We start from the raw sequence: 21162 nt of genomic DNA on the forward strand, positions 1-21162 counted from the left end.
CCCAAGGATTTCAGGCGTCCGCCCCGTAGCCTTGAACACGACTTGGTCAGTACCTCGCTTTGCTTCGCGGGTTCTGTACGGTCGTCTCAAGCGCCCCCTTACGGCCTCACCTCAAGTCTCAACGTTGGGAACTATTCTACACTCCGATCCGGAAGGACAGAGCTTTGCCGTTCAGCTGGGCAGTTGCAGATCCACCGTTGCGCAAAAGCCGCATTTTTGCCGCGGAGCAACATAGGAATTCCGTCGCGCCATTGCAGCGCAACATGAGGTCGGACGCCCCAAGCTCGGCAAAATAGCGCATCGCGATCAAAGCTTTGCCATACGCTGCCTCGGCAGGACGAACAGGCAACAGCCGTGGGACGGTCCCGCAAACGGCCGTTTCGGGACTGCGCGCCACGCTTCGGCCGGACGGGTGAATGGGACGGCGGATTTGGGACCCGGAGGCGACTCGATGGGCTCGAGCGATCGAAATCCTCGAATCGCATCGTGCGCGAGGCCCCGGCCCGGGCGAATCGACCGGGCCGATCGGATTATTCGGCAGCCTGCCGCCGTTTCGCGGCGGTCGCGCTGCGGGTCGGAGTCGGCTGCACCGTCGCCGGCCGTCGCGCCAGGACATCGCGCAGGAATCGCCCGGTATGGCTCGCGATCGACTTGGCGATCTGCTCGGGCGTGCCCTCGGCCACGACCACGCCGCCGCCGTCGCCACCCTCCGGCCCCATGTCGATCACCCAGTCGGCCGTCTTGATGACCTCGAGGTTGTGCTCGATCACGACGACGGTGTTGCCCTGGTCGACGAGCTCGTGGAGCACCTCCATCAACTTGGCGACGTCGTGGAAGTGCAGGCCGGTGGTGGGCTCGTCCAGGATGTAGAGCGTGCGGCCGGTGGCCCGCTTCGACAGCTCCTTCGAGAGCTTCACGCGTTGCGCCTCGCCGCCGGAGAGCGTCGTCGCTTGCTGGCCGACATGGACGTAGTCGAGCCCGACGCGCTTCAGCGTCTCCATCTTCTCCCGAATCGTCGGCACCGCCTTGAACAGGTCGGCGGCCTCCTCGACGGTCATGTCGAGCACGTCGGCGATGGAGCGTCCGCGGTACTTCACCTCCAGCGTCTCGCGGTCGTATCGCTTGCCCTTGCAGACGTCGCAGGTGACGTAGACGTCGGGCAGGAAGTGCATCTCGATCTTGATGACGCCGTCGCCCGAGCAGGCCTCGCAGCGCCCGCCCTTCACGTTGAAGGAAAAGCGCCCCGGCTGGTAGCCGCGCGCCTTGGCCTCGGGCAGCCCTGCGAACCAGTCGCGGATCGGGGTGAAGGCGCCGGTATAGGTGGCCGGATTCGAGCGCGGCGTGCGCCCGATCGGCGACTGGTCGATGTCGATGACCTTGTCGAGATGCTCGAGGCCTTCGAGGCGATCGAACGGCGCCGGGTGCTCCAGCGCCCCGTTCAGTTTTTTCGCGACGGCCTTGTAGAGGGTGTCGATGACGAGGGTGGACTTGCCGCCGCCGGAGACGCCGGTGATGCAGGTGAAGGTGCCGAGCGGGATCGCCACGTCGACGTTCTTCAGGTTGTTGCCGCGTGCGCCGAAGAGCTTGAGCGCGCCCTTCTTGGCCGTGCGGCGCGCCGTCGGGGTGCGCACCGCCATCTCGCCGGTGAGGTACTTCGCGGTCAGCGAGGCGGGGTTTTTCAGGACCTCGGCGGGCGTGCCCTGCGCGATGATTTGGCCGCCATGGATACCGGCGCCCGGGCCGACATCGACGACGTAGTCCGCCTGCAGGATCGCGTCCTCGTCGTGTTCGACCACGATTACCGAATTGCCGAGATCGCGCAGCCGCTTCAGCGTGCCGAGAAGCCGCTCGTTGTCGCGCTGGTGCAGGCCGATCGAGGGCTCGTCGAGCACGTAGAGCACGCCGGTCAGCCCCGAGCCGATCTGTGAGGCGAGCCGGATGCGCTGGCTCTCGCCGCCCGACAGCGAGCCCGAGCCGCGCGCCAGCGTCAGGTATTCCAGCCCGACATCGACGAGGAAGGTGAGGCGGTCGCGGATCTCCTTGAGGATGCGGGCCGCGATCTCGTTCTGCTTGTCCGTGAGCTTCGACGCGATCTCGGAGAACCAGCGGTGGGCCTCACGCACCGAGAGCGCGGTGACCTGACCGATGTCCTGCATGTCGATCTTGACCGCGAGCGCCTCGGGCTTCAGCCGCTTGCCGTCGCAGGCTTCGCAGGGCGTGGCGCTCATGTAGCGCCCGATTTCCTCGCGGGCCGAGTCGCTCTCGGTCTCCTTGTAGCGCCGCTCCAGGTTCGGGATGACGCCCTCGAAGGGCTTGTTGACCGAGTAGGAGCGCAGGCCGTCGTTATAGGCGAACCGGACCGAGTCCTTGCCGGTGCCGTAGAGGATCGCGATCCGGCCGTTCGTCGGCAGGGACGCCCAGGGCACGGTGGTCTTGAAGTCGAAGTGCTTGGCCAGCGCGTCGAGCGTCTGCTCGTAATACGGCGAGGTCGACTTCGCCCAGGGCGCCACCGCGCCACGCTTCAGTGTCAGCGACTCGTCGGAGATCACGAGTTCCGGATCGATCCGCATCTCGTGGCCGATGCCGCCGCAGGTCGGGCAGGCGCCGAAGGGGTTGTTGAACGAGAACAGCCGGGGCTCGATCTCGGGGATGGTGAAGCCCGAGACGGGGCAGGCGAACCGCGACGAGAACGTTATTTTTTTCGGGGTTTCCCCCTCCGGTACGTCGGCGAACTCGATGTCGGCGATGCCGTCGGCGAGTTCGAGCGCCGTCTCGAAGGAATCGGCCAGCCGCGCCTTGATGTCCTCGCGCACCACGATGCGGTCGACCACCACGTCGATGTCGTGCTTGAGCTTCTTGTCGAGCTTCGGCGCGTCGTCGATCGGATAGTACTCGCCGTCGATTCGCAGCCGCTGAAACCCCTTCTTCTGGTATTCCGCGATCTCTTTCCGGTACTCGCCTTTCCGCCCTCGGACCACGGGCGCGAGCAGGTAGAGCCGGGTCTTCTCCGGCAGCTCCAGCACCCGGTCGACCATCTGGCTGACGGTCTGGCTCTCGATCGGCAGGCCGGTGGCCGGCGAATAGGGGATGCCGACGCGCGCCCAGAGCAGGCGCATGTAGTCGTAGATCTCGGTAACGGTGCCCACCGTCGAGCGCGGGTTCTTCGAGGTCGTCTTCTGTTCGATGGAGATGGCCGGCGAGAGCCCATCGATCTGGTCGACGTCGGGCTTCGACATCATCTCCAGGAACTGGCGGGCATAGGCCGAGAGCGACTCGACGTAGCGGCGCTGGCCCTCGGCATAGATCGTATCGAAGGCGAGCGACGACTTGCCCGAACCGGAGAGGCCGGTGAACACAACCAGCCGGTCGCGCGGAATCGTCAGGTCGACGTTCTTGAGATTGTGCTCGCGTGCGCCGCGCACGGAGATGACGCGGGTATCGCGGGGCGCCGGGCCGGCCTGATCGAAGAACCGGTCCAGCTCGGTATCGGACTTCTCGACCGGATTTGCCGCAGCCTTGCCAGCGGGCTTTGCAACTGCCTTGCCGCTCGGCTTCGGCGCTGCTGTCTTGGCGGCTTGGATAGCTCTGGCCATGCAGGGCTCGGTCTCGCGAGAGGTCGTAACAGCACGCCGCCGGTCGAAGCGTCGCGCAAAGCCCATGTCGTGTCCCGCCGGGACTGGACAAGGCAGTTCAGCGCTTCCCTAGCGTCTGGAACGAAGAGAGTACACCGCCGGCTGCGGAGGTTCGCCCATGTGAGCCCTACTCTGCTCGGCGGCAATTCGTCATCGCCTCGACGGCAGCCGCGAGCGCACCGGCACGCACGCGTTCCTCACGAATCCGCCTCCGCCGGCCGGACCGGTGCGGGTGGTGGCCGAACAAGCGTGACGTTGCCCGTGGCGGCCCAAACCGCCTTGCACGACCCTTCGGATCGACCGGCCCCGACGCCGGACGACCCGGAGATGCGTCATGACCTCAAGTGCTTCCCTCGCGATCGTATCCCGTCCCCGGGCGGCCCGGTTCGCGCCCGTCCTCATCGGCCTCCTCGCCCTCTTCGCCGGACCCGGCACGCCCCGCGCCGCGCCGGTCGCGCCGGGCAGCGGCGAACTCGTCCTGCGCGGGCCCTCGGACGCCGCCCCGGTCGAGGCACCGCGCCTGATGACCGACGTCACCGTCGCGGTCAGTGGGCCGACGGCGCGGGCCGTCGTCACCCAGGCCTTCCGCAACACCACCACCGAGTGGGTCGAGGGCACCTACGTCTATCCGCTGCCGGAAGACGCGGCGGTCGATTCGATGAAGCTCGTCATCGGCAACCGCATCGTCGTCGCCGACATCCGCGAGCGCGCCCAGGCCCGGCGGGCGTACGAGGCGGCGAAAAGCGCCGGCAAGACCGCCGCGCTCACCGAGCAGGAGCGCCCCAACGTCTTCACCAATGCGGTGGCCAATATCGGCCCCGGCGAGACCGTGCTGGTGCGCATCGAGTACCAGCAGACCATCCGGCACTCGGGCGACACCTATGCGCTCCGCGTCCCCCTCGTCGTCGCGCCCCGCTACAACCCGGCACCGCCGATCGTGAACCTCGTCGGCGAGCGTGGAACCGCGGCCGGGATCGATCCGGTGCCCGACCGCGACCGCATCAGCCCCCCGGTGCTCGATCCCGCGAAACACGCACCCACCAATCCGGTGACGCTGCACGTCGACCTCAAGGCCGGCTTCGCGCTTGGCGCGATGCGCAGCGACACCCACAAGGTCCGCATCGAGGAGACCGGGCCGGATGCCCGCCGGGTCAGCCTCGACGACGGCCCGGTCCCGGCCGACAGGGATTTCGAGCTGACCTGGCGGCCGGCTCCGAGCGAGGCGCCCAGCGTCGGCCTGTTCCGCGAGCATGTCGGCGCGGACGATTACGTGCTGGCCAGCGTGACCCCGCCGGTCGGCCAGCCCGGGACCCGTCGCCCCCGCGACGTGACCTTCGTCATCGACAATTCCGGCTCGATGTCGGGCGCCTCGATGCGGCAGGCCAAGGCCAGCCTGCTCGCGGCCCTCGACCGGCTCGATGCCGGCGACCGTTTCAACGTCATCCGCTTCGACAACACCATGCAGAGCCTGTTCTCGGGCGCCGTCCCGGCCGACGAGAGCCATCTCACCCAGGCCAAAACCTTCGTCGCGGGAATCGAGGCCAGCGGCGGTACCGAGATGCTGGCGCCGCTGAAGGCCGCGCTCAGTGATCCGAACCCGGAGGAGACCGGACGCGTCCGCCAGATCGTGTTCCTCACCGACGGCGCCATCGGCAACGAGGACCAGATCTTTTCGGCGATCAGTGCCGGCCGGGGCCGCTCGCGGCTGTTCATGGTCGGCATCGGCTCAGCGCCGAACGGCCACCTGATGACCCACGCCGCCGAACTCGGGCGCGGTAGCTACACCAATATCGGCACGATCGATCAGGTCGCCGAGCGCACCCGCGAACTCTTCGCCAAGCTCGAAAGCCCGGTCGTCACCGACCTCGTCGCGACGTTTTCGGAAGGCGGCGCCGACGTGACGCCCGAGTTGCTGCCCGACCTCTACCGCGGCGAGCCGCTGGTGCTCTCCGCAAGGCTCGCCAAGGCCGGTGGGACGCTGACGCTGAGCGGGCGCATTGGCGACACGCCGTGGCGGCAGACCCTCGACCTCGCGACGGCGGCGGAGGGCGCCGGCATCTCGAAAGCCTGGGCGCGCGCCAAGATCGGCGACGCCGAGACCGCGCGGATCACCGGCAAGCTCACCCCCGACACGGCCGACGCGGCGATCCTGAAGCTCGCGCTGGCCCATCAGCTGATGACGCGCCTCACCAGCCTTGTCGCCATCGACGCGACCCCGCGCCGCCCGGTCGGCGCCCGTCTCGCCGCCACCGACCTGCCGCTGAACCTGCCCGCGGGCTGGGACTTCGAAAAGGTCTTCGGGCCGGCCGGCGAACGCCCGAACGGCATCGCCAGACCGGCCGTCGAGCGCCGCGCCGAAGCGGCCGCGCCGATCCGTCAGGTCAGCCTGCCGCAGACCGCGACGGATTTCGAGATCCGCCTCTGGCTCGGACTGACCCTGCTCGGCCTCGGCCTGCTCGTCGCCCGCACACGCCGGTTCGCCTGATGCGCGGGTTCCCCATCCGAGCGAAGGGCAGGGCGGCCGCAGCCGCCCTTCTCCTCTTGGCCGGGCTCGGCCTCACGGCGCAGAGTGCCTGGATCCCGGCCAAGGCGGCCCTCGCCCAGGTATTGCTGGAGCGGGCCTTCGCCGAGACCCTGGCGACGGGGAAGCCGGCCCGCCCCTGGCCCTGGGCCGACACCGTACCGGTCGCCCGGCTGACGCTCGCCGGCAGACGCTTCATCGCGCTCGCCGGCAGCAGCGGCCAAGCCCTGGCCTTCGGCCCCGGCCATGTCGAGGGCACCCCGCAGGCCGGCGACCCCGGCACCGCCGTCTACGCCGCGCATCGCGACACGCAGTTCGCGGTGCTGGGGCTGTTGAAGCCGGGCGACCCGATCGCCGTGACGCGAGGAGATGGGCGGACGGCGACATTTCGCGTGACCGGCAGCCGTGTCGCCGCGTGGGATGCGTCAGGGGTCGACCCGGCGGCGATCGGGATCCGGCTCGTGCTATCCACCTGCTGGCCGCTGGGAGCGGTCACGCATGGGCCGTTGCGGCTGATCGTCGAGGCGGAACGCGCCGACCACGGTTGAGGCGACGCCTGGACAAGTCCGTGTCTGCGGTGACCCGGATGGGGCGCGCTCCGCCGAAGTGGCAACGGTCCGGCGCAAGAGCGCGCGACGCAACAAGGACTTGGTGCGGTTGGCTTCTGGGCGGCGACAGCTTCACGACGCTCGATAGATCTGTGCGACCGCGCCCCCCGGAAAGGCCTGTGAGCTCATCAGCCTGAGAGGCTTCGGCGCTGTGAGGTCGGAGAACAGCGGCAGGCCTTGGCCCAGCGCCACGGGGGCCACTGCCAGGGCGTATTGATCGACGAGTCCCGAGGCGACGAGACTGCGGGCGAAGCGGACGCCACCGTGGGCGATGATCGGCTTGCCCTCTTGGGCTTTCAGCCTCGCGATTTCCTCCAGCAGGTCACCGCTGGCCACATAGGGGTCCGTCCAACTGTCTGCGCCAGGTTGTCGCTCCGCGGATTGTGTGGCTCCGGCCTTGGCGCGAGCCTCGTCAAGCGCCGCGGTGTCGTGTCGGTTGCCGAGCGCTGCCGCCCCCTGTCGTGAGAAGACGGCCTTCGGGATCTGGTTCATCGGCGGCGCGAACATGTCGGTGGAGGTCGGCCACCACGCGGCCATATCCTGGAAGCTGCGGCTGCCCATGATGTGCAGCCCGGCGTTCCAGAGATAGTCGGCGCTCCAGGCCTTCGCCTCGCGATCGGCACCGAACATCCAGGTGTTTCGGCCATCCAGGTCGCTCACGAAGCCGTCGATCGATATCGACATCTTCAGGATTTGGTCTCTCACGGCTTTCTCCTCGCATCGGTTTCGGTCCAAGAACGGACGGGATCGATGAAATCCGACAGCGCGTATCGCTTCTCGGCCCCGTGCCTGTCCGCTGCTGGTCATTGACCTTCCGGACACCCGCTTGCCATACTGTCCGGTTTCGTGCGGATCTGTGCGCACCGACCGGAAGGGGCGCATGTCGACAGCGGAAACCGAACTGCCCGAGGCGCAGAGCCGGGCGATCGCGCAGGCGGTGCGGGAGGCGTTGGCGCGGCGGCGGATCTCGCGGCAGACGCTGGCCGACGAGGCGCGCATCAGCATCTCGACCCTGGAGAAGGCGCTCTCGGGCCGCCGGCCCTTCACCCTGGCGACGACCATACGGCTCGAAGAGGCCCTGGGCGTCGGCCTCCGCGGGCCGGCGCAGCCCGATAAGGCTCTGGATACCCGGCGCCATGCGTCGGAAGAGCTCGGCGCTTATTCCCGTGAGGGCGTGTCCTGGCTGGAGGGCCGCTATCGCACGCTGCGCCCGTCCTTCGGCGCGGCGGACGCGATCTTCGCCTACCGCACCGAGATCGCCTGGGAGCCGGAGAGCAGCCGGCTGACGTTCCGCGAGGCGGAGCGGATCGATGCACCCTTCGCGCAGACGGGCTTCGTCTCGGTGCCGAACCTCTCGGGCCAGATCTATCTCGTCACCAACTGGCAGGGGCAGCACCGCATCGCCATGCTCTGCCGCCCGACGATCCGCGGCGAGATGTACGGCATTCTCACCACGCTGCATTCGGGCCGCGGCTCCCAGCTCACCCCGGCGGCCTGCCCGCTGGTGCTGATCCCGGAGCGCAGCGAACTCGCCGCGGGCGATACCTACGGCCGGATCACCGCCGGGCATCCTGCCTATGCCGTCTGCCGAGAGGCGCTCGGGCGCGTCAGCGACGACGGCTACGCCCTGTTCTTCGCCTGCCCGGCTTGAGGAAACGCCCGAACCGAAGGCCTGCCGAGCAGCAATGGCAAGATTGGCCAAGGAGGCCGGATCACGGCCGGAGCGGCTCGCTGCGATACCGACGCGGCGACCGAAGCGGCAGGTGCCCGCCGCAGAGACGCGGTTGCGATCGCCGCAGTCCCGAACGGCGAGGATGCCGGCTCTGGCCAGCGCAAGGGCGAATATCGCTGGCGACGGCCGAGGTGTCGCCGCACGGGAACTTGGCCGCGGCTTCTGCGTAGACGATGGGCATCACGGAACCGTCGACCATGCATCGCTTCGCCTTCGTCGCCAGTCTCGTTCTCGTCGCCGCCGCGTTGAACTGGCCGGCCGTCGCGTCCGCCGTTCGCTTTTGAGGCCGGACATGACCACGATGCGCGACCTCGCCGACCGCTCCGATCTCGCTACGCGCTCCCTCCCGAGCGGTGGTAACATCGTGACCTTGCGATCTCTGCGTCCGAGCGGAACGGCGGAGGAGCTGCGTACGTTATCCAACGCCATGCCGATCTGCCGCATCCATGTCCCACCTGCCGCCGCGCCTCAGCAGCAGGAAAAAGTGCGCCTTTCGCATTACATCGTCACCCGCCGGACGCCTCCCCGCGCCGCCAACGACAATAGGCGCACGCGGTCTCGTCGAGCCTGGCCCTGGGTTGCAGCCATCGCCGTAGCGCCGACCTTGACTGTCGTGGCGATGCTGTCCGGCCTCTTCTAGGACCCGTTAAGGATCGGCCGAAATTGCTCTTGTCGAGGCTTCGCCCTAGCGTTGCGGCATGCCTCTCGTTCCTCCGCCCCAAGTCGCGCCTTCGCTCACCGCGGACACGCCGCCGTCGACGCATCTCGCCGGCAACGCTCCCGAGTGGTCGGTCGGTGACCTCGCTTCCGCGCTGAAGCGAACGCTGGAGGATGCCTTCGGTCACGTCCGTTTGCGTGGCGAGATCTCGGGCTATCGCGGCCCGCACGGCTCCGGCCACGCTTACTTCTCGCTGAAGGACGGCACGGCCAAGATCGACGCGGTGGTCTGGAAGGGTGTGCTCGGTCGTCTTCGGCAGAAGCCGAAGGAGGGCCTCGAGGTCCTTGCGACCGGCAAGATCACGACCTTTGCCGGAAAGTCCTCGTACCAGATCATGATCGACTCCATGGAGCCGGCCGGCATCGGCGCCTGGATGGCGCTGCTGGAGGAGCGCAGGAAGCTCCTTGCCGCCGAGGGACTCTTTGCCCCGGAACGCAAGCGGCCGATCCCCTACCTGCCGCGCGTCATCGGCGTCGTGACCTCGCCCACCGGTGCGGTCATCCGCGACATCCTGCACCGTCTGCAGGACCGCTTCCCACGACCCGTCCTGGTCTGGCCGGTGCGGGTGCAGGGGGAGGGCGCGGCCGAAGAGATCGCCACGGCGATCCGCGGCTTCAATGCCCTGGCTCCCGGCGGAAAGATCCCGCGGCCGGACGTGCTGATCGTCGCCCGCGGCGGCGGCTCGATCGAAGATCTCTGGGCCTTCAACGAGGAGGCCGTAGTGCGCGCGGCATCCGAGGGCACGATCCCCCTGATCTCCGCGGTCGGGCACGAGACCGACACGACGCTGATCGACTTCGTCTCCGACCGCCGCGCGCCGACGCCGACCGGCGCGGCCGAGATGGCGGTGCCGGTGCGCGCCGACCTGCTCGACGCGATCCGCGACCTCGGCGGCCGCCAGCAGGCCACTATCCTGCGCCGGGTCGAGCGCGAGCGCCTCGACCTGCGTGCGCTGGTGCGGGCGATGCCCGATCCCGACGCCTTCCTCGCGGCCAAGCGCCAGCGCCTCGACCTCGCCGAAGCCCGGCTCGCGCCGGCGCTCGCCGCGAACGCCCGCGACCACCGCGAGCGGCTGAGCCGCCTGAGCGACCGCCTCGCCCGACGCTCGCCCGCCGTCGCGCTGGCGGATGCACGCGGCCGCCTGGCCCGGATCGGCGAGCGCCCGCGTACGGCCCTCCGCTACGCCATCGAGCGCCGCCGCGACCGGCTCGACGCGCTCGGCGGCCTGCTCGGGGCGCTGAGCTACCGCAGCGTTCTCGCCCGCGGCTACGTCTTGGTGCGGGACGAGGACGGCACGCCGCTGCGCTCGGCGGCGATCGCGGCGCAGGCCGCCCGTCTGCAGCTTCAGTTCGCAGACGGTGCCCTCGTAGCGATCCCAGAAACCGACGCCGGGGACGGGGATGGCACTGCCAAGCGTGCGCCGCGCGGCGTAAAGGCGCGCGAGCCGAAGCCTGCGGCACGCCAGGGCTCGCTGTTCTGATACGGCTGGTCACTGAAACGCTCGGATATCCGCGTATCAATCCGCCGGGGTCTCCTTCCGAAAATAGACGTATCGGGAGAGTTCGCGCGTGAAACCGAGCGCACGGTAGAGCATCACGGCACCGGTATTGTCGGCCTGGACCTGGAGACAGACCCCGAAGGCGCCCTGGATGCGAGCCCATCCCATCAGCGCGCCGACGACCCTGCGGCCCAAACCGCGACCGCGCATCGGAGCGAGCGTCCCGACGGACTCGATCACTGCGAGTCGTCCGTCGATGGCCCCATACGCCATCGCGGCGACGGCCCCGTCGACGATCACGGCGGCAAAGGTTTTGGGCAGCACGATGCAACCGGTCATCGTGCGGTAAACCCGATCGGTCTCGGCATCGGCCCGGGTCAGAGCCGAGCGGGCTGCGAGCCAGGCCTGATTGGGGTCGTCGAGGAATACCACCGCCGGGTCGGGCCCCCCGGCAGGGCCGGTGAGATCGGCCATGAGCGTGAGCGACTGCCCGAAGGCGGCGTAGCCACGCCGCTCCAGCGCCTCCGCCATCGTCGGCACGAGGCTCGGTACACGAAACATCGCGGGCCGGCCGATCCCGGCATAGAGCGTTTCGCACCGCTCGATCGCCGCCATAGGATCACCGGTCGATGGTCGTAGGGGGCTGACCGAGTTCGTCCGCTTGGTCGGGCCGCCCGACGCGCGCAGCAGATGGTCGCCGACGTGGACCTGCCGCGGGGAGGGCCAGGCGTTGAGGCAAGCGCTTTCGGCGGTCCAGGCAATATCGTCGGCGTCGGTCATGAGGGGCTGCGGCGGCTGCGCGAAAACCGGATCCTCACCGGGGCCGCGGCCTGCGGCAACCCGGGCTCGCCTTGCCGGATTCCGTGCCCGCCACAGCTATCCGCTCGCACCGGCATCGGGCCGGCCGACGAGGACACCACCATGAAGCACGGCGCGCGTAACGACATCCCGGCCGAAGTGGTCGCGATCAAGCGCGGCTCGGTGATGGCGCAGGTCGAGGCGAAGATCGTCGGCACCGATTATCGCATCACCTCGGTGATGACCCTCGACTCTCTGGACGAACTCGACCTCAAGCATGGCGACACCGTCCACGTCATCGCCAAGGCGGTGAACGTGTTGCTGGTCAAGCCGTAGCGGGCAGGTTGCAGCCCCATCCCGCGCCGCGCCCGGGTTGACGGCCGGAGCCGCCTTTGCGAACCGCGGCATGGCTCCTGCCTCCGTCAGGGGTGGAACCGACCCCGGTGCGGCAGGAGAGGCGTGTGACCACCACGATCGACAGTTCCCAGAAACTCCACCTCGTCTTCGGCGGCGAACTGGAGAGCCTGGAAGGCGTGACGTTCAGCGACGTCAAGGGCCTCGACATCGTCGGGATCTTTCCGGATTTTGCCTCGGCCCAGGCCGCGTGGCGCGCGAAGGCGCAATCCACGGTCGACAGCGCGCTGACGCGCTACTTCATCGTCCATCTGCATCGGCTGCTCGAGCCCTAATTCGTCATGTGGCGGGCGATGCCTGTGCAGCGATCGGTGGCAGTCCCCACCGATCCGGATGAAGGCATTGTGACGCCCGTGGCACGCTGGTATCAGCGCCGCCGACCCGCGCCTTGCCCTCCGGGCGGCTCCCGCGACGAGAGACGCTTGGTATGAAATCCTCGATCAAGATCATCGCCGGCAATTCCAGCCGGCCGCTGGCCGAGGCGATCGCGGCCTATCTCGAGCTGCCGCTCGCGACCTGCATGGTCCGGCGCTTCGCCGACATGGAGATCTTCGTCGAGCTGCAGGAGAACGTCCGCGGCGAGGACGTATTCATCGTGCAGTCGACGTCGTTCCCGGCGAACGACCACCTGATGGAACTGCTGATCATGATCGATGCGGCGCGGCGCTCGTCCGCCCGCCGGATCACCGCGGTGATCCCGTATTTCGGCTACGCCCGGCAGGACCGGCGCACCTCGGGCCGCACGCCGATCTCGGCCAAACTCGTCTGCAACCTGATCACCGAGGCCGGCGCCGACCGCGTGCTGACGCTCGATCTCCATGCCGGCCAGATCCAGGGCTTCTTCGACATTCCGACGGACAATCTCTTCGCCGCGCCCGTGATGGTGCGCGACATCAAGGAGCGTCTGGCGCCGGGCGACCGCATGGTGGTCTCGCCGGACGTCGGCGGCGTGGTGCGCGCCCGCGCGCTCGCCAAGCGCATCGACGCCTCGCTCGCCATCGTCGACAAGCGCCGCGAGCGGGCGGGCGAGTCGGAGGTGATGAACATCATCGGCGACGTCGAGGGCCGCTCCTGCATCCTCGTCGACGACATCGTCGATTCCGGCGGCACCCTGGTGAACGCGGCCGAAGCCCTGCTCAACGCCGGCGCCAAGGAGGTCTCGGCCTACATCACCCACGGGGTCCTCTCCGGCGGCGCGGTCTCGCGGATCAGTGCCTCGCGGATGAAGGAGCTGGTCATCACCGACTCGATCCAGCCCACCCAGGCCGTGAAGCTTGCCCGGAACATCCGCGTCGTCTCGATCGCGCCGCTGCTCGGCGAGGCCATCGGGCGCACGGCGACCGAGTCGAGCGTGTCGAGCCTGTTCACCTGACGATCGGCCTTGGCCGGCCATGCGTTTATGTCGCGCGGCAGCCGGGCTTTCCGACCTGCCGTGCGCTCTAAATCCAGGTGCGCCGGGCCGCCGGGCCATCATGCGAACAGCAACAATCGTCGACGATGCAGCGCCCCAAGCAGATCCTCGGTCTCCATGGTCTGGCGAACAAGCCGCCCAAGGAGGAGAAGCAGCGCTGGTGGAAGGCGGCCATCGGCGAAGGCCTCGTGCGGAATTGCGGCGTCGAGCCTGACGACCTGCCGTTCGAGTTCGTGTACTGGGCCGACCTCCGCTACGACCAGCCGCTCGACGAGGGCAAGAATCTCGAGCCCTATTACGCCGACGCGGGCACCGGGCCGTTCCCGACCTCGCGAGAGGAGCCCGGCGACGAGAAGCGGCTCGGCCTCACCGACTGGCTCTATCGCAAGATCGACTGGCTCCAGGACAAGACCGGTCTGACGCCTTTCGACGACGTCCTGATCGAGTACCGCCTCGACGACCTCTGGGGCTATCTGGAGGATGCCGCGTTTCGCAGCGCAGCGCGCGATCGATTGCGCGAAGTCGTCGAGCGGCACGCCGGATCGCGCATCCTGCTCGTCGCGCATTCCATGGGCTCGCTGATCGCCTACGACGTACTGCGCATGCTGGAGCGCGACGGTGTCGACCTCTGCGTCGAGCATTTCGTGACTTTGGGCGCACCGCTCGGGCTGAGCGACGTGCGCCTGAAGATGCAGGAGGAACATGGCGACCTGAAGGTGCCGGAGGGCGTGCGGCGCTGGTCGAACCTCGTCGATCGGACGGACGTCGCCACAGTCGGCGAGGACATCGTCGATTCCTACGCGCCCAGCGCGAGCGGCGTGCGCGCGCAGGACATCTCGGTGGTGAACGCCTATCGCCGGCCGAAGGGCGACCTGAACCCGCACAAGTCCTATGGCTACCTGCGCACGCCTGCTTTCTCGGCGATCGTCCAGGACTTCCTGACGACCGACGAGACCGGCTGCACGGACGTGGCCGAGGCCGCCGTGGCCTGAACGGCACAGGGCTGTCGCCGCCGTGCCACATCCACACCCCAACCGTCCGGCGCGCATTGACGCACCCGGAAGCCGCTGCGACAGACTGAGCTCGACGGTTCCCGCAAGGGATCAAAAGGGAACGCGGTGAGGGACTCGGTCCCGATGCCGCGGCTGCCCCCGCAACTGTAAGCGGCGAGTCCTCCATCAACGCGTCACTGGGCGTCCGGCCTGGGAAGACGATGAGGGGGCAGCGACCCGCGAGCCAGGAGACCTGCCGTCAGTCGTGGTCACACGCGAAATGCGTCGGGCGGGGTGCCCCGATGGATGCCGGGCTCGCATGGCTGAAGGCCGGGCGAACACGGCCTCGTTCGCGGTGACGTGCCACTGCCGTCGCCCGGACTTTTTTGCTGCCATGACGACCTGCCTCACACGCATTCGAACATCCGTCTCGCTGACCGCCCTCGCGCTGGGCCTCGGGCTCGGCCCGGCCGCCGCGCAGGAGACCTCCGCCAGCCGCACCACCCTCGAAGAGATCTCCGTCGCGGGCCTCGGCATCGTCGGCGCCGGCCTCTCGCCCGACGTGGCCTGGGATCCGAAGGACGTGAGCCTGACCCGTGCCTCGCCGGTCGGCCTGAACCTCAAGACGCCGGATCGCGGTGCCAGCCGCATCGGCCTGACCCCGCTGGAGACCCCGGCCAGCATCGACATCATTTCCGGCGAGGCGGCGCGCACCCGCGGTCAGAACACCGTGGTCGAGGCGGTGACGCAGAACGCCACCGGCATCACCACCGTCGCAGCACCCGGCAACGGCAACGGCGCCTTCACCAGCCGCGGCTTCGCCGGTCCGAACTCGATCCAGCAGCTCTACGACGGCACCCGCCTGTTCGTGGGCGCCGGCACCGTCACCTTCCCCTTCGACACCTGGAACGTCGAGCGCATCGAGGTCCTGCGCGGCCCGGCCTCGGTGCTCTACGGCGACGGCGCCATCGGCGGCATCGTCAACGTCGTCTCGAAGAAGCCGCTGTTCACGCAGTTCGATCAGGTCCGCATCGGCGGCGGCTCCTACGGCACCGCCCGTCTCGCTCTCAATTCCACCGGGCCGATCGGCGACGCCGTCGCCTACCGCCTCAACGTCAGCGGCAACCGCTCCAGCGGCTGGATGACGCCCGAAGGCGAGTTCCAGAACCTCGCGGTCTCCGGCGCGGTGACCCTGCAGGCCTCGCCCGACCTCGCCTTCACGCTCAGCCACGACACCGGATACCAGGAGCCCGCCCGCTACTGGGGCTCGCCGACCATCGGCAACCGCGTGCCGGCCGCGCTGCGCTTCAACAATTACAACGTCCGCGACGCCAAGATCACCTGGGTCGACAACTGGACGCAGCTCAAGACCGAGTGGACCCCGAGCGCGGACATCACCATCCGCAACACCAGCTACCGCCTGCAGAGCCGGCGCCACTGGCTCGACGTGGAGCAGTACAGCTTCAACCGCGGCACGGGTCGGATCGACCGCGGCGACTACCTCGAAATCTACCACCAGCAGGAGCAGGTCGGGAACCGCTTCGACGCGGCCTTCCGGGGCGACCTGTTCGGCTTCCGCAACGAGTTCGTGGCCGGCTTCGACGTCAACCACATCGACTTCAAGCACACCAACAACTTCTATTTCGACAAGACCGACAGCGTGCCGGTCTTCGGCCGCAACCTCGGCTTCTTTCCGCAGGACGGGCGGGCGATCCCGGCCTACGCCACCTCCACCGACCAGGCCTCGGTCTTCGCCGAGAACCGCCTGATCCTGTCGGAGCAGTTCGCGCTGCTCGCGGGCGTCCGCTACGACGCCTCGCGCCTCGACCGCGAGAACCTCCAGACCGGCGGCCAGTTCGACAAGAGCTTCGGAGGGCTCGGCTACCGCTTCGGCGGCATCTACAACCCGACACCGGACATCGCGCTCTACGCGCAATACGCCACCGCGACGGACCCCGTCGGCAGCCTGATCTCGCTCAGCCAGTCGCTTGCCGGCTTCCAGCTCGCCACCGGCCAGCAGGTCGAGATCGGCATCAAGGGGCTCTCGTTCGGCGGGTCTCTCGAATGGACGCTAGCCGGCTACCGCATCGTCAAGGACAACCTGATCTCGCAGTTGCCCGGGACCTCGACGGTCGCGGTACAGGTCGGCCAGCAATCCTCGCAAGGCGTCGAGGCGGCGGTTTCGATCCTGTTTCCCGAGGGCTGGCGGGTCGACGCCAACCTCGCGCTGCTGCACGCGCAATACGACGACTTCAATCAGGTCGTGAACGGGGCGACCGTGTCCTATGCCGGCAAGCAGCCCCTCGACGTGCCGGAGCAGGTCGGCAATCTCTGGCTCAACTGGGCCTTCGCGCCACGCTGGGAGGCGCGGGTCGGCGTCCAGTATGTCGGAAAGACCTTCAATGATTTCGGCAATACCGCGCCGCGCCCGGCCTATGCGCTGCTCAATGCCGGGCTCGACTATCAGGTGACGCCGGCCTCGCGCCTCAGCTTGCGCGGCTACAACCTCACCGACGAGATCTATGCGATCAGCGGCAACGCCGTGAACGGGGTCAACACGAACTGGCTGCTCGGGCGTCCCAGGACCTTCGAAGTCGCCTACACCGTGGCCTGGTGAGCGGCCGCCACGTCAAACGGGCCAAGCGCTGGCTGCTGCTCGGTCACCGCTGGCTCGGCATCGCCATGGGGCTGTTCTTCGCCCTGTGGATCGGCTCTGGGCTGGTGATGCTCTACGTGCCGTTCCCGAGCCTGACCGAGGCGGAGCGGCTCGCGCGGCTTGCGCCGATCGCCTGGGAGCGCGTCGCCGTGGCGCCGGATGCGGCCGTCGCGGCGAGCGGTGTCTCGCCGGCACCGCCCGGCTTCGCGCTGGAGATGCGCGGGCCGGAACCGGTCTATCGGATCGGGGAGGCGATCGTCTCGGGCCAAGCCGGCGCTCGGCTCGGTCCCGTCGGGCCTGCCGAAGCGCTCGCCATCGCGGGAGGGCGTGGCGGCGTCGAGCCGGTCGAGCGCGACCAGTGGACGGTGCATCAGCGCTTCGACCGGCTGCGCCCGTTCCACAAGGTCGTGCTCGGCGACGACGCCGGCACGGAACTCTACGTCTCCGTGCGGACGGGCACGATCGTCCTCGACACCACGCGGTTCGAGCGAGGCTGGAACTGGATCGGTGCGGTGGTCCACTGGATCTATCCGACGCCGCTCCGCGCCCGGGTCGACCTCTGGCGGCAGGTGCTGCTGTGGTCGTCGGGCATCGCGACCCTTGGCGCGGTCAGCGGCGTCGTGCTCGGGATCTGGCGGGTGCGGGTTCGGCGGCGTTATCCGCACGGCGCGGTGACGCCCTATCGCGGCGTCGCGCGCTGGCACCACCTGTTCGGCCTCGCCGGCGGACTGACGCTGACCACGTTCATCGTCAGCGGCTGGCTCTCGATGAACCCGAACCGCTGGTTCGCGCCGCCGACGCCGCCGGCCGACTGGCTCGCCGCCTATGCCGGGGAGGGCGGTCCCATCGGTCTCGACGCGGCTGCACTCCAGGCCCTCGCTCCGCCCGATACCGTCGCCCTGCGCTTCACCCGCCTCGGCGGCCGCTGGCTCGCCACCGCCAGCGGCCCTGGAGCCAGCCGGACGACCGGCCTGGACGGCGGCGGCATCGGCGAGGGCGAGATCGTGCGGGCGGCAGCCCGTGCCGTTCCCGGCGCCGGGCCGCCCGTCGTCGAGCGGCTCACGGCCTACGACGTCTACTGGTACGCCCTCCACGACGAACGCCCCCTGCCGATCCTGCGCCTGCGCTTCGACGATGCCGCCGCGACCTGGCTCCACGTCGACCCGGCGACGGGGGAGATCCTGCAGCGCCTCGACCGCTCGGGACGGGCTTATCGCTGGCTGTTTTCGGCCCTGCATCGCCTCGACCTGCCGGTGCTGATCGCATACCCGCCGGTCCGCGACGCGGCGCAATGGCTTCTCAACCTCCTCGGCGCCGTCATCACCGTGACCGGGCTGATCGGCGGCTGGCGGCGACTGCGGCGGCCACGGCCGCGCTCCGTGAAACCGGCCGCATGAACGCGATTGCACGCCCCCCCGGCGAGCCTGTATAGGAGGCACTTCCCTATTTCAGCGTGAGACGGGATTCTCCGGACCTGACGGTTCAGGCCGGAGAGGCAGCGGTCCTTCGTCCGCGGCATTCACCATTCCGTGCTCGCGCCCATTGCCGGAGCCGACCCCGATGTCCCAAGGACCGCTGATGCCGAAGGCCACCGCCGTATGGCTGGTGGAAAACACCTCGCTCGCCTTCGAGCAGATCGCCGATTTCTGCCATCTCCACCCGCTCGAGGTGAAGGGCATCGCCGACGGCGAAGTCGCGGCCGGCATCAAGGGCCTCGACCCGATCACGACGGGCCAGCTGACCCGCGAAGAAATCGAGAAGGCGCAGAAGTCGCCGGCGCACAAGCTGAAGATCGCCGTCTCGAAGGTGAAGCTCCCCGAGGTCAAGCGCACCACCAAGGGTCCGCGCTACACCCCGCTCTCGCGCCGCCAGGACCGCCCGAACGCGATCCTCTGGCTGCTGCGCAACCATGCGGAACTCAAGGACGCGCAGGTCATCCGGCTGGTGGGCACCACCAAGTCGACGATCCAGCAGATCCGCGACCGCAGCCACTGGAACTCCGGCTCGCTGCAGCCGCTCGACCCGGTGACGCTCGGCCTGTGCTCGCAGATCGACCTCGATTTCGAAGTCGGCAAGGCCGCCAAGGACCGTCCCGCCGCCGTGCCGGCCGAGAGCGGCCCGACCCTACTGCCGACGGAAGTCTCGACCGCGCCGAAGGGCGACGACGAGGGCGACGAAATAAACGAGAGCGCGGTGTTCGCCAAGCTCAAGGGCATGCAGCGCCCGCACGAGGACGACGACGAGGACTGAGTTTCTCGGCGCCATCGCGATGAAGCGGGCCGGATGCGGCTGTCAGCCTCCCGCCCGGCATTGTTTTTCAGGATGGCACGGTCGCCAAAGCCATTCGGATGCTGGATAGTGCCGGCTCGATCACACGGATGATCGGGCATTCGAGGGCAGGCCCATGGCCGGCACCGAGACCGACACGACGCCGGCCTCGACAGCATCTCCCGCCGGGACGAGCGGCCCCGCGGTGAACGGGGCGCTCCTTCGCAACGGGGAGGACAGGCTGCGCGAGCCGATCACGCTCGCCGACTCGCTGATCACGGAGGCCGGCTGGTCCGCCGCCAATTTCGAGACGACCGGGCCGAATCCGCCTTACCTGCATATCGGCCGTAAGCTCTGGGTCACGCTGACCGAGTGCGAGCCCTGCTTCTCGTCGGCACGCCGAGACCGCGGGCTGTTCCGCTCGAAGATCGCGATTGCCGCGCATCTCGAAGCCTACGACGCGTTGATGGTCGACCCGATCGCTTTCGAGGAGTGCTTCGGGCCGGGGGAAGGTACGGAGGCCACCTTCCCGTTCGGGACATGGCTGACCATCCGCGGCGTCGATTTCGGCGGCATCTCCCTATGGGGCCGCCGTTGCGGAGACGTGACACTACCGCTGGAGCCCCTTGCCGTCGCGTCCGCCATCTGGCTGCGCCGGACCGCCGCGATATAGCGCTCTCGCTGCTTGGACGAGAATTGTGGTCGGCACGGACCCGGTGGGATCTGTGATCGGTGGGCCGAGCCGCCGGCTTGGCGCTCCTCGCCGTGATGCCGGGGCGCCGCAGGCGAACCCGGGATCACGGCGCCGCCGACATTCGCCCGAAATGCACCTCGTCTCGTGACATCCGAAACGATCGGCAGTTCTGGATTTCGGGTTCTCGCCGACGGCGAATCCCCGGATCGACGGCGCGTTGATCCAGTCCCGCGAGGAGATCCTAAGGCTTCGGGGCCTCGGGCTTCGCGGCGTTCTCCGCAGCCTTTTCGGCGGACTTCTTGTCCATCGCCGCCGAAAAATCCTCGGGCGACTTGTCGAGATATTCCGCGAGCGTGCTCTGAAACTTGGCCTCTTCCTGGGCGGTCGGGCATTTCGGTGCGTCGGACTTCAGGCCCTCGCGCAGTTGGGCCTCGATCGGAGCCATTTCCGGCTGCAGCGCGGCGACCTTGGCGTCGACGCCAGCCCGCTGTTTGCCGTTCGTCGAGACATCGCACTCCTTGATGGCCTTCTGGAGGATCAAACCGAAGGCATAGGCCTGGATGCGTGCTGCCGGGGGAACCGCCGGTGCCGCTGCGGCGGCGGCCGCCGGTGGCGTGGCCACGACAGGAGCGGCGGCGACCGGCGCCGGTGTAGCGGGCGCAGGAGCCGGGGCAGGCGTCGGAGCCGCGGCCACCTTGGCCGGAGCCGCATCGCAGCGGCGCAGCGCCTCGTAGGCTTGCGGGAAGCCGGAGATGTCGAACTCGGCGTCGCCGTCATCGAAGCGCAGGGTGATGGTCTTGGCCGAGAGCAGATCGGGCACGATGGTGTCCGGGAACGGTGCGGTCAGCGTCTCGGCGTCGCCGGCCCAGGTCACCCCCTTCTTGAGGATCTTCTTGCCGGCGAGCAGCGTGGCCTTAACCGACTCGCCTTTGTCCCATGTCCAGGGCTGGTAGACGAGGGCCAGCGCCGAGTTCGACCCGTCGAGGGCGAAGACGATGCCGTTGATGGCGTTGTTGTCCTCTTTGTCCTTGTAGGTCTTGCTGATCAGGCACGGGTTGGCGCTGGTATCGCCGACCGTGCGCTCGACCTCCCAGTCCTTGACCATCTCGAACGGCTCGCGCTGGGCCGCATGGGACGGCGCGACCGCGACGGCGGGGAGCAGGCATGCGGTGAAGACCGCCGCGCGCAGGAATGACGTCATCGTCCGCTCTCGGAAAAGA

At 68.6% G+C, this 21162-nt stretch carries 17 protein-coding genes and 1 riboswitch; of the genes, 13 read left to right on the top strand and 4 right to left on the bottom strand.

Annotated features, from left to right (window positions below; translation table 11 throughout):
* Window positions 1-530: 530 nt before the first annotated feature.
* The gene (uvrA, locus tag MHA02_RS02330; protein WP_238180462.1) at window positions 531-3593 is read right to left on the bottom strand and encodes an excinuclease ABC subunit UvrA; all 3063 of its coding nucleotides are present in this window, start codon (window positions 3591-3593) and stop codon (window positions 531-533) included.
* Between the two features lie 373 nt (window positions 3594-3966).
* On the opposite strand from uvrA, the gene MHA02_RS02335 reads away from it, so the two are divergent.
* Together MHA02_RS02335 and MHA02_RS02340 are read left to right on the top strand one after the other, a co-directional pair.
* A complete protein-coding gene (locus tag MHA02_RS02335) occupies window positions 3967-6117 on the top strand; it encodes a marine proteobacterial sortase target protein (RefSeq protein ID WP_147076365.1) in 2151 nt (716 codons plus the stop codon).
* Window positions 6117-6701: a class GN sortase gene (locus tag MHA02_RS02340; RefSeq protein ID WP_147076366.1), complete on the top strand. Its 585-nt coding sequence runs from the start codon at window positions 6117-6119 to the stop codon at window positions 6699-6701. The genes MHA02_RS02335 and MHA02_RS02340 overlap by 1 nt, the downstream gene beginning before the upstream one ends.
* A 132-nt stretch (window positions 6702-6833) precedes the next feature.
* Here the strand turns inward: MHA02_RS02340 and MHA02_RS02345 are convergent, their stop codons facing one another.
* Window positions 6834-7466 (bottom strand): dihydrofolate reductase family protein, encoded by a 633-nt coding sequence (locus tag MHA02_RS02345; protein WP_147076575.1) that lies wholly within the window; start codon window positions 7464-7466, stop codon window positions 6834-6836.
* A 175-nt stretch (window positions 7467-7641) separates the two neighbouring features.
* On the opposite strand from MHA02_RS02345, the gene MHA02_RS02350 reads away from it, so the two are divergent.
* The 3 genes from MHA02_RS02350 to xseA all read left to right on the top strand — a co-directional run bounded on the left by MHA02_RS02350 (window position 7642) and on the right by xseA (window position 10691).
* On the top strand, window positions 7642-8412 hold the full coding sequence (locus MHA02_RS02350) for a helix-turn-helix domain-containing protein (protein ID WP_147076367.1): 771 nt from the start codon (window positions 7642-7644) through the stop codon (window positions 8410-8412).
* Window positions 8413-8794: 382 nt separating this feature from the next.
* Window positions 8795-9133 (top strand): hypothetical protein, encoded by a 339-nt coding sequence (locus MHA02_RS22570; protein ID WP_238180464.1) that lies wholly within the window; start codon window positions 8795-8797, stop codon window positions 9131-9133.
* 58 nt (window positions 9134-9191) lie between these two features.
* Entirely contained in the window at window positions 9192-10691 is a 1500-nt protein-coding gene (gene xseA, locus MHA02_RS02360; RefSeq protein ID WP_147076368.1) for an exodeoxyribonuclease VII large subunit, read from the top strand.
* Window positions 10692-10727: 36 nt separating this feature from the next.
* Here xseA and MHA02_RS02365 read toward each other — a convergent pair whose 3' ends face one another.
* Window positions 10728-11489, bottom strand: coding sequence for a GNAT family N-acetyltransferase (locus MHA02_RS02365; protein ID WP_147076369.1), 762 nt, complete (start codon window positions 11487-11489; stop codon window positions 10728-10730).
* Between MHA02_RS02365 and MHA02_RS22575 the strand changes: the two genes are divergently transcribed.
* The 8 genes from MHA02_RS22575 (at window position 11400) to MHA02_RS02405 (ending at window position 19921) form a co-directional block, all read left to right on the top strand.
* The gene (locus tag MHA02_RS22575; protein ID WP_238180466.1) at window positions 11400-11843 is read left to right on the top strand and encodes a TOBE domain-containing protein; all 444 of its coding nucleotides are present in this window, start codon (window positions 11400-11402) and stop codon (window positions 11841-11843) included. The two genes, MHA02_RS02365 and MHA02_RS22575, sit on opposite strands and share 90 nt — an antisense overlap.
* 125 nt (window positions 11844-11968) lie before the next feature.
* Window positions 11969-12196 (top strand): DUF4170 domain-containing protein, encoded by a 228-nt coding sequence (locus tag MHA02_RS02375; protein ID WP_147076371.1) that lies wholly within the window; start codon window positions 11969-11971, stop codon window positions 12194-12196.
* Window positions 12197-12348: 152 nt separating this feature from the next.
* A complete protein-coding gene (locus MHA02_RS02380) occupies window positions 12349-13293 on the top strand; it encodes a ribose-phosphate pyrophosphokinase (protein WP_147076372.1) in 945 nt (314 codons plus the stop codon).
* A gap of 125 nt (window positions 13294-13418) precedes the next feature.
* Entirely contained in the window at window positions 13419-14324 is a 906-nt protein-coding gene (locus MHA02_RS02385) for an esterase/lipase family protein (RefSeq protein ID WP_147076373.1), read from the top strand.
* Window positions 14325-14402: 78 nt separating this feature from the next.
* Window positions 14403-14599: riboswitch (cobalamin riboswitch) on the top strand.
* Between the two features lie 119 nt (window positions 14600-14718).
* A complete protein-coding gene (locus MHA02_RS02390; protein WP_147076374.1) occupies window positions 14719-16941 on the top strand; it encodes a TonB-dependent receptor in 2223 nt (740 codons plus the stop codon).
* On the top strand, window positions 16938-18377 hold the full coding sequence (locus MHA02_RS02395; RefSeq protein WP_147076375.1) for a PepSY domain-containing protein: 1440 nt from the start codon (window positions 16938-16940) through the stop codon (window positions 18375-18377). The genes MHA02_RS02390 and MHA02_RS02395 overlap by 4 nt, the downstream gene beginning before the upstream one ends.
* Window positions 18378-18540: 163 nt before the next feature.
* Complete coding sequence (locus MHA02_RS02400) at window positions 18541-19230, top strand: DUF1013 domain-containing protein (RefSeq protein ID WP_147076376.1); 690 nt, start codon at window positions 18541-18543, stop codon at window positions 19228-19230.
* A 154-nt stretch (window positions 19231-19384) separates the two neighbouring features.
* Window positions 19385-19921 (top strand): hypothetical protein, encoded by a 537-nt coding sequence (locus MHA02_RS02405; RefSeq protein WP_147076377.1) that lies wholly within the window; start codon window positions 19385-19387, stop codon window positions 19919-19921.
* 262 nt (window positions 19922-20183) lie between these two features.
* On the opposite strand, the gene MHA02_RS02410 is transcribed toward MHA02_RS02405, so the two are convergent.
* Complete coding sequence (locus MHA02_RS02410) at window positions 20184-21143, bottom strand: invasion associated locus B family protein (RefSeq protein WP_147076378.1); 960 nt, start codon at window positions 21141-21143, stop codon at window positions 20184-20186.
* Between the last annotated feature and the right edge of the window lie 19 nt (window positions 21144-21162).

Source organism: Methylobacterium haplocladii, from assembly GCF_007992175.1.
In the GTDB taxonomy this organism is placed as follows: Bacteria; Pseudomonadota; Alphaproteobacteria; order Rhizobiales; family Beijerinckiaceae; genus Methylobacterium; species Methylobacterium haplocladii.